This window comes from Thiohalocapsa sp., from assembly GCF_019695415.1.
Classification (GTDB): domain Bacteria; phylum Pseudomonadota; class Gammaproteobacteria; order Chromatiales; family Chromatiaceae; genus Thiohalocapsa.
The window spans coordinates 1-8,964 of sequence record NZ_JAIFKJ010000181.1 but is presented as its reverse complement, the minus strand read 5'-3'; the positions used below and the strand labels follow the sequence as shown (position 1 = coordinate 8,964).

The following is an 8,964-nucleotide window of genomic DNA, read 5'->3' as shown; positions in this document are numbered from 1 at the left end:
GATTGTGGGTCCAGCCCACGTCCTGGGCGCGCATGATCTCGTAGGTCTCGCGGTGTTTGAGCACACCGTCCTGGTGGATGCCGGACTCGTGTGCAAAGGCGTTGGCGCCGACGATGGCCTTGTTGGGCTGCACCGGGAAGCCCGTGATACCCGACACAAGCCGGGAGCAGTTCATGATCTGCGTCGTGTCGAGCCGAGTATCGCAGCCGAACAGATCCTGGCGGGTGCGCACCGCCATGACGATCTCCTCCAGCGCCGCGTTGCCGGCACGCTCGCCCAGGCCGTTGATGGTGCACTCCACCTGCCGGGCGCCAGCCTGCACCGCGGCCAGCGAGTTGGCCACCGCCAGGCCCAGGTCGTTGTGGCAGTGCACAGAGAACACGGCCTTGTCGGAATTCGGGATGCGCTCGCGCAACTGGCTGATGAGGCTGCCGAACTGGTGCGGCATGGCGTAGCCGACGGTGTCCGGAATGTTCAGGGTGCGAGCGCCGGCGTCGATGACCGCTTCCAGCACCCGGCACAGGAAGTCGATGTCCGAGCGCCCGGCGTCCTCGGGCGAGAACTCGACGTCATCGCAATACTGCCGGGCTCGCTGCACGGCCCGCACCGCCTGCTCCACCACCTGGTCCGGAGTCATGCGGAGCTTCTTCTCCATATGGATGGGGCTGGTGGCAATGAAGGTGTGAATGCGGCCCGTGTTAGCACCTCTGAGCGCCTCACCGGCACGGTCGATATCCTTATCGAGTGCCCGCGCCAGGCCGCAGACGGTGCTGTCCTGGATGGCGTCGGCGACGGCCTTGACCGCCTCGAAATCGCCCTGGCTCGCGACGGGGAAGCCGGCCTCGATGACATCCACCCCAAGCTTCTCCAGCGCCTTGGCGATGCGCAGCTTCTCATCCCTGGTCATGGACGCGCCCGGGCTCTGCTCGCCGTCGCGCAGCGTGGTGTCGAAGATGATGAGCTGGTCGGCAGTGGTCATGTCAATCTCGGTAGCAGGTCTGGGCGCGCGGGATGCAATGAGCGGCAATTTGTAACACGATCCCGGGCGATCTGCTGCGGTCGCCCAAAGAACGTGCATGCATCAACAAAATGCTGGACCGCGACGCCGAGGCCAGGGATTGAGCACGGCCACCCACGCTGCCTCGAAGTCGGCTGTGTCTCTGGTGGCTACGGTGAGTCGATGCCCGAGCGCCGTCGATGCCGCCGGAGGCGACGGTCGTCAAGCCCCGCTCATGAACATCTGCATCATGAGCTTGTTGAGGCGGCCGACGAAGGCGGCGGGGTCGTCCAGTTGGCCGCCCTCGGCGAGCTGGGCCTGATCGAACAGGATCATCCCCAGGTCATTGAACTTGTTCAGGTCCGACTCGGCCTCCAGACGCTTCACCAGCGGGTGGTCCAGGTTCACCTCCAGGGTCGGCTTCATGTCCGGCGCCTCCTGACCCACGGCTTTGAGTACCCGGGCGAGGTTGGCGCTCATGTCGTGCTCGCCGACGACGATGCAGGCGGGGGAGTCCACCAGGCGGGTGGAGGCACGGACCTCGCTGACCTGCTCGCCGAGGGAATCCTTGAGGCGCTTCAGCAGGTCGCCGTGCTCCTTCTCGGCCTGCTCGGTCTTCTCCTTGTCTTCTTGGTCGGCGAGGTCGCCCAGGTCCAGCTTGCCCTTGGTGACAGATTGCAGGTGTTTGCCCTTGTACTCGTGCAGATGGCTCACCAGCCATTCGTCCACGCGGTCAGAGAGCAGCAGCACCTCCACGCCCTTCTTCTTGAACACCTCCAGGTGCGGGCTGTGGCGGGCCGCGGCTGGGCTGTCGGCGGTGATGTAGTAGATGTCCTTCTGCCCTTCCTTCATGCGCTCGATGTAGCCATCCAGCGAAACGTTCTGGGTGTTGTCGTCATTGTGAGTGCTGGCGAAGCGCAGTAATCCACCGATGCGCTCGCGGTTCTGGAAGTCCTCCGCCGGGCCTTCCTTCAGCACGCGGCCGAACTCGCCCCAGAATTCCTGGTACTTCTCGGGCTCATCCTTGGCCAGCGACTCCAGCAGGCCCAGCACGCGCTTGACGTTGGCGCCACGGATGGTGTCGATCTTGCGGTTGTGCTGCAGGATCTCGCGGGAGACGTTGAGCGGCAGGTCGTCGGAGTCCACGACGCCCTTCACGAAGCGCAGCCAATGCGGCATCAGCTTGTCCGCCTCGTCCATGATGAAGACGCGCTTCACATAGAGCTTGACGCCGTGTTTTTGCTCGCGGTCCCAGAGGTCCCAGGGGGCGCGCTTGGGCAGGTACAGGAGCGCGGTGTACTCGTTGGTGCCCTCGACCCGGTTGTGCGCCCAGGCGAGCGGCTCCTCGAAGTCGTGGGAGATGTGCTTGTAGAAGGCTTTGTAGTCGTCATCCGAGATGTCGGCCTTGTTGCGCATCCAGAGCGCCGTGCCCTTGTTGACCTGCTCGAACTCCGGTGCCTTGGCCGCCTTGTCCTTGTCCTCGCCTTCTTCGTCGCTGCCGAAGTCCTCCTTCTCCATCTCTACCGGCATGGCGATGTGGTCCGAGAACTTGCCGATGATGGTGCGCAACCGCCAGGGCTCCAGGAACTCCTTCTCGTCGTCCTTGAGATGCAGGATGACGTCAGTGCCGCGGGCGGGCTTCTCCAAGGTCTCCAGCGTGTAGCTGCCGCGCCCGTCGGACTCCCAGCGCACGCCGTGCTCGGGCGTCAGGCCCGCGCGGCGTGAAACGACGGTGACCTTGTCCGCGACGATGAAGGCGGAGTAGAAGCCGACACCGAACTGGCCGATGAGCTCCTCCCCGGCGGCCTCACCCCCAGTCGCATCCCCGTGGCCGGCATCGCCCTCGGCCGCAGCGCCCTGGGACGCAGCGCCCTGGGTCGCTCTTATGGCCGCGTCGAACTGCCGGGTGCCGGAGCTGGCAATGTGGCCGATGGTGTCGATCATCTCCTGGCGGCTTATGCCGATGCCGTTGTCGGAGACGGTGATGGTGCCGGCGTCCTTGTCCACCAGCACCCGTACACGGAGATGCGGATCATCCTCCAGCAGCTGCTCGTCGGTGAGGGACTCGAAGCGCAGCTTCTCGGCAGCGTCCGAGGCGTTGGAGATCAGCTCTCGCAGGAAGATCTCCTTGTTGGAGTAGAGCGACCGGATGACCAGGTCCAGGACCTGGCTCACCTCGGCCTTGAATTCGAGGGTTTCCTTGTGGGCTTCGACGGTCATGGGTCTTGAGCGTAATGTCTGGGGATTCAGTGTTTCGGTGACGCGCCGGGACCGAGCCCGCGGCGGGCTCTGGAATACCTTAGAATCGCTGGCAGCTGCGGCGCGCCGCGCGCCGCTGTCCATGTAGGCATACCTGCGCGAATTCAAGGGGAATCGGGATGGCAAGCACCCAGGTCAGCACCACGCCGTTCGAGGGGCAGAAGCCGGGCACGTCCGGACTGCGCAAGAAGGTCAAGACCTTCCAGCAGCCGCACTACCTGGAAAACTTCGTCCAGGCCATCTTCGACACCCAGCGCGGGCTCACCGGCGGCACCCTGGTGCTCGGCGGTGACGGGCGCTTCTACAACCGTGAGGCTGTGCAGATCATCCTGCGCATGGCCGCCGCCAACGGGGTGGCCAAGGTGCTGGTGGGCCAGGGCGGCATCCTGTCCACGCCGGCGGCGTCCTGCGTCATCCGCAAGTACAAGGCACAGGGCGGCATCATCCTGTCCGCAAGCCACAACCCCGGCGGACCAGAGGAGGACTTCGGCATCAAGTTCAACATTGACGCCGGCGGCCCGGCGCCGGAGTCGGTCACCAACGCCATCTACGCGCGCACCGGCAGCATCGATCGGTACCTCATCAGCGATGCAGCCCCGGTGGACCTCGACACGGTGGGTGAGCAGTCGCTCGACGGCATGCGGGTGCAGGTAATCGACCCGGTTGCCGACTACGCCGCGCTGATGGAAAGCCTGTTCGATTTCAACGCCATCCACCAGCTCTTCAATTCCGGCGGCTTCCGGATGTGCTTCGACGCCATGCACGCGGTCACCGGCCCCTATGCGTTGGAGATCCTGGAGAATCGCCTGGGCGCAGAGCCCGGCACGGTCATGAACGGCAAGCCGCTCCCGGACTTCGGCGGCGGGCACCCTGACCCGAACCTCGTGCATGCGCACGACCTCGTTGCCCTGACCGAGGGCGCCACCGGACTCGACTTCGGCGCCGCGTCCGACGGCGACGGCGACCGCAACATGATCCTGGGCAAGGACTTCTTCGTCACGCCCAGCGACAGCCTGGCGGTGCTCGCGGCCAATGCCCATCTCACGCCCGGCTACAAACAGGGCATCGCCGGCGTGGCGCGGTCCATGCCCACCAGCCAGGCGGCGGACCGAGTGGCAGAGGAGTTGGGCGTGGAGTGTTACGAAACACCCACCGGCTGGAAGTTCTTCGGCAACCTGCTGGACGCCGGCCGCATCACCCTGTGCGGGGAGGAGAGCTTCGGCACCGGTTCCAACCATGTGCGCGAGAAGGACGGGCTCTGGGCCGTGCTGTTCTGGCTCAACCTGCTGGCCGTCAAGCGCCAGTCTGTTGCCCAGATCGTGGGCGATCACTGGCGGCGCTTCGGGCGCAACTTCTACACTCGCCACGATTACGAGGCCGTGGATGCCAATGCTGCCTCCGAGCTGATGGACCACTTGCGCATCCTGCTGCCGGACCTGCCCGGCAAGCGCCTCGGCGCACTCACGGTCGCTTACGCCGACGACTTCAGCTATACCGACCCCGTGGATGGCAGCACCGCCACCGGCCAGGGCGTCCGCATCGGCTTCGACGGCGGCTCCCGCATCGTCTTTCGCCTATCCGGCACGGGAACCCAGGGTGCAACGCTCAGGGTCTACATCGAGCGCTACGAGCCTGACCCGGCGCTGCACGATCAACCCGTCCAGGAGGCCCTCGCGCCGCTCATCGTCACTGCCCGCGAGCTCGCTCAGATCGAGACACGCACCGGCCGCTCTGCGCCCGATGTCATCACCTGACGGGCAAAACACAGTAAAGCCCCAGGCTTTGTGTCGTTGTAATTCGCCGCGGTCGGTGTAATAACAGCAGCGTCGGCGCTGGACGGCCTGTCCAGCGTTTGTCCAAACACTTTGCTACAGGTGCCCACTCATGACCAAGACAACCCTGACCCTCGCCACCGCCCTCTTCTTCGGCCTGATGCTGTCCCTGGGCAGCGCCGTCGCTGGTGACGGCAAGTCCTGCGGCGGCAAGAAGAAGGATGGCGACACCGCCATGATCGTCACGCCGGCCAAGCCGCTGGCCTAAGCAGCGATCACCTATAGAACTGATCCTGTATCGGCTCAGTTCTCGTTCGTCCATCGGGCCTCGCGCTCGACCTGGCCTTGCGGGCGCCGCTGACGGCGGCGCCCGACAGCGAACCCCGTCGGCTTTGCCGGCGGGGTTTTTTGCGTCGCCGGTGGCAGCCGCCCAGGGCCGCCCAGGGGACCTCCTAGGGCCGGCACGCCGGCACATCTGCCAACCGCGTGAATTCTGCGCGCCGTCGTCCGTGACGATCGCGGCGCGCAATTTTCTGCATTGATAATTGTCATTGTCGATGAAAAGCGCGGTTTTACATCGGCCACACCAATCAAACTTATCCGAACAATCCATTTTGCTGTGGGCAGACTTGCCCGCACTATCGTCCCGTCGGCGGAACAAGCGCCGCACACCAGAGCGTGCAAATTTCCCAACCCGGAGTCATATACCATGCTGCAAGATCGTACCGGCCAGCCAGTCCCCCAGGTCACCTTCCGCACCCGCCAGGGCGCAGACTGGGTCGACGTCACCACCGATGAGCTGTTCAAGGGCAAGACGGTCATCGTCTTCTCTCTGCCCGGCGCCTTCACGCCCACCTGCTCCTCGACGCACGTACCGCGGTTCAACCAGTTGGCGCCCGCTTTCAAGGCCAATGGCGTGGACGACATCATCTGCATGTCGGTCAACGACGCCTTCGTCATGAACGCCTGGAAAGAGGACGAGAACGCCGACAACCTGACCTTCATCCCCGACGGCAACGGCGAGTTCACGGAGGGCATGGGTCTGCTGGTGGACAAGGATGACCTGGGCTTCGGCAAGCGCTCCTGGCGCTATTCCATGCTGGTGAAGGACGGCGTCATCGACAAGATGTTTATTGAGCCGGAGGAGCCGGGCGACCCCTTCCACGTCTCCGACGCCGACACGATGTTCGCTTACGTCGCCCCGAGCGCCCAGAAGCCGGCCGACGTTACGGTGTTCACCCGCCCCGGCTGCCCGTTCTGCGCCAAGGCCAAGACCATGCTGAACGACGCCGGCATGCAGTTCGAGGAGCTGGTGCTGAACAAGGACTACACCGAGGAGACGCTGCGCGCCGTTGCCGGTGCCACCAGCGTGCCGCAGGTGTTCGTGAACGGCCAGAAGATCGGCGGTTCCGACGACCTCGAGAAGTGGATGGCGAGCCGCTGAGGCAGCGCTGACCACATTGGTCCGGCTGCGGCAAGCGCCGCCGCCGGACCGTAAGCGCCCTCCGGGCTTTCGCCCGAGCGCTTTTTGAGCCGGCCCAAGGATGGGTTGGCGCGACATGCATGGCGCCTGAGCGCCAAGCCATTACCGCAACGCATTGCCGCAGGACCGCCGGCACCGCTTCAATACACGATTGCACCGAATACCACGCGACCGCCGCGGCGGTTGCGACGTAAACACCCCCGGAGACCGGCCATGGAGACCCATTTCGACCTCATCGCCATCGGCGGCGGCAGCGGCGGGCTCGCCGTGGCCGAAAAGGCCGCCGCGCATGGCGCCCGCACTGCTGTCATCGAGCGCCACAAGCTCGGCGGCACCTGCGTCAACGTCGGCTGCGTGCCCAAAAAGGTGATGTGGTATGCCGCCAACGTCGCCGAAGACGTGCGTCACGCCCCTGAGATGGGCATCCGCGCGAGTCTGGAGGGCGTGGACTGGGCCGCCCTGGTAGCCGGCCGCGAGGGCTTCATCAGCGGCATTCTCGACTACTGGAACGGCTATGTCGCCGGTGAGGGGATCACCCATATTCAGGGCGAGGCCCGCTTCGTCGATGCCCGCACCGTCGAGGTCGACGGGAAGCACTACACCGCCGACCATATCGTCGTCGCCACCGGCGGCCGCCCCATCGTGCCGCCGGTGCCGGGCCACGAGCTCGGCATCACCTCCGACGGCTTCTTCGCGCTGCGCGAGCAGCCCAAGCGGGTCTGCGTGGTTGGCGGCGGCTACATCGGCGTGGAGCTGGCGGGCGTCCTGCGCGCGCTGGGATCGGAAGTCTCAGTAGTGGCGCTCGAGAGCCGAGTGCTCGAGACCTTCGACCCCATCGTCAGCGAGACCGTCGCCCACAACATGGCGCAGGACGGCATCGACATGCACCTGCCCTTCGCGGTGGGCTCCCTGGAACGCCGGGACGACGGCCTCGCCGTCATCGGCAGGGAGCACCAGGCGCTCACCGGCTTCGACACCGTGCTCTGGGCCGTGGGGCGGCGACCGAACACGGAAGAGCTCAACCTGGAGGCCGCCGGCGTGGAGGTGCTCCCGAACGGCATCATCCCGACGGACGCCTTCCAGAACACCAACGTAGCCGGCGTCTATGCCCTCGGCGACATCACCGGGCGCGCGCCGCTTACGCCCGTGGCCATCGCCGCCGGCCGACGCTTGGCGGACCGGCTGTTCAACGACCAGCCCAACCGCCGTCTCGACTACGAGAACATCCCGACCGTGGTGTTTGCGCACCCGCCTGCGGGCACCGTGGGCCTCACCGAGGCACAGGCGCGCGAGTCCGGGCAAAAGGTCACGATCTACCAGACCACATTCCAGCCCATGCGCTACGCGCTGAACCGCAAGGGGCCGCGCACCGCCATGAAGCTCGTCTGCGTCGGTGACGAGGAGCGCGTAGTGGGCATCCACATGGTGGGCGACGGCGTCGACGAGATGCTGCAGGGCTTCGCCGTGGCCGTAAAGATGGGCGCCACCAAGACGCAGTTCGACGATACGGTCGCTATCCACCCGGTGAGTGCCGAAGAGCTGGTGACGCTGAAGGAGCCGCATCCGGACGAATAAGCCTGCGCCCCCCGACCGGGGGGTCAGCGCTGTGCGGACGACGCCGCACGCTGCCAAGGCTGCCAGTCGCGCAGCTCGGGGAAGGCCTCAAACGCCGCATCGATGGGGATGGCGACGCCGAAGCCTCGGGCCTTGGCATCCGGTACTGCGGTCGCCTTCCAGGTATTGATACCGACGACCCACCCAGTCTCCGTCACAAGCGGCCCGCCACTGCTGCCAGGCAGAACACGTGCGTCCGTCACCAGCATGTCCTCGCGCCGACCGGCATAAGTGCCGGCGGTCGCTGTATCCTTGATGCCGAGCGAGCTGCCGAGTGCATAGACGGGCTGGGTCTGGCGTAGTCGCGCATCCAGGAGCGGCCGGATGAAGGGTGTGCGGTAATCGGATACCCGTAACAGGGCAAGGTCGTAGCGGGGGCTCAAGTCCACGAGCTCCGCCGTCAGGCGTTCGCCGTCCTTGAGCTGGACGTCGAACGTATGCTGCAGCAGCGCCGCATTGCGCTTCATCTCCAAGGCCCGCTTGGCCTGACGGTATTCCCGCGAGCGCTCGCGAAACATGCGTTGGCCGCGGTCGTACGCGTCCGCATCCGAGAACCGATCCCGTGGCAGCGACAGCCGCCGCTCGAGGGCGTCCAGCTCCTCTTTGAGCGCAGCCAACTCGGCGCGCTCCTCCGCCGCCCAGTCCTCCGCCGGGCGCACCACGTGCCGGTTGGTGAGCAAGAAGCCGCCGTCGGTGACAAAGAAGCCGGACCCGGCGCCCAGCTCCGAGTGCACCGTCCCCACCGCCAGCCTACCGGCCTCCACCGGCGTCACCGGGTCGAACGCCTGTCTCTTATACCCCACTGACCCCGCCCACGCAGAGGCACGTGTGGAGCGCGG

At 65.8% G+C, this 8,964-nt stretch carries 7 protein-coding genes; 4 read left to right on the top strand and 3 right to left on the bottom strand.

The window, feature by feature from the left end:
• Together I6U14_RS05040 and htpG are read right to left on the bottom strand one after the other, a co-directional pair.
• On the bottom strand, window positions 1-979 hold a 979-nt coding region (locus tag I6U14_RS05040), incomplete at its 3' end, for a 2-isopropylmalate synthase (protein ID WP_296897391.1).
• A 240-nt stretch (window positions 980-1,219) separates the two neighbouring features.
• Complete coding sequence (htpG, locus tag I6U14_RS05035; protein ID WP_296897390.1) at window positions 1,220-3,217, bottom strand: molecular chaperone HtpG; 1,998 nt, start codon at window positions 3,215-3,217, stop codon at window positions 1,220-1,222.
• Between the two features lie 158 nt (window positions 3,218-3,375).
• Between htpG and I6U14_RS05030 the strand changes: the two genes are divergently transcribed.
• The 4 genes from I6U14_RS05030 to gorA all read left to right on the top strand — a co-directional run bounded on the left by I6U14_RS05030 (window position 3,376) and on the right by gorA (window position 8,086).
• Window positions 3,376-5,010 (top strand): alpha-D-glucose phosphate-specific phosphoglucomutase, encoded by a 1,635-nt coding sequence (locus I6U14_RS05030; protein ID WP_296897389.1) that lies wholly within the window; start codon window positions 3,376-3,378, stop codon window positions 5,008-5,010.
• A gap of 130 nt (window positions 5,011-5,140) precedes the next feature.
• The gene (locus I6U14_RS05025) at window positions 5,141-5,296 is read left to right on the top strand and encodes a hypothetical protein (protein WP_296897388.1); all 156 of its coding nucleotides are present in this window, start codon (window positions 5,141-5,143) and stop codon (window positions 5,294-5,296) included.
• Window positions 5,297-5,737: 441 nt separating this feature from the next.
• Window positions 5,738-6,472: a glutathione peroxidase gene (locus I6U14_RS05020; RefSeq protein WP_296897387.1), complete on the top strand. Its 735-nt coding sequence runs from the start codon at window positions 5,738-5,740 to the stop codon at window positions 6,470-6,472.
• A gap of 252 nt (window positions 6,473-6,724) precedes the next feature.
• A complete protein-coding gene (gene gorA, locus I6U14_RS05015; RefSeq protein ID WP_296897386.1) occupies window positions 6,725-8,086 on the top strand; it encodes a glutathione-disulfide reductase in 1,362 nt (453 codons plus the stop codon).
• Window positions 8,087-8,109: 23 nt separating this feature from the next.
• Here the strand turns inward: gorA and I6U14_RS05010 are convergent.
• On the bottom strand, window positions 8,110-8,964 hold an 855-nt coding region (locus I6U14_RS05010; RefSeq protein ID WP_296897385.1), incomplete at its 5' end, for a serine protease.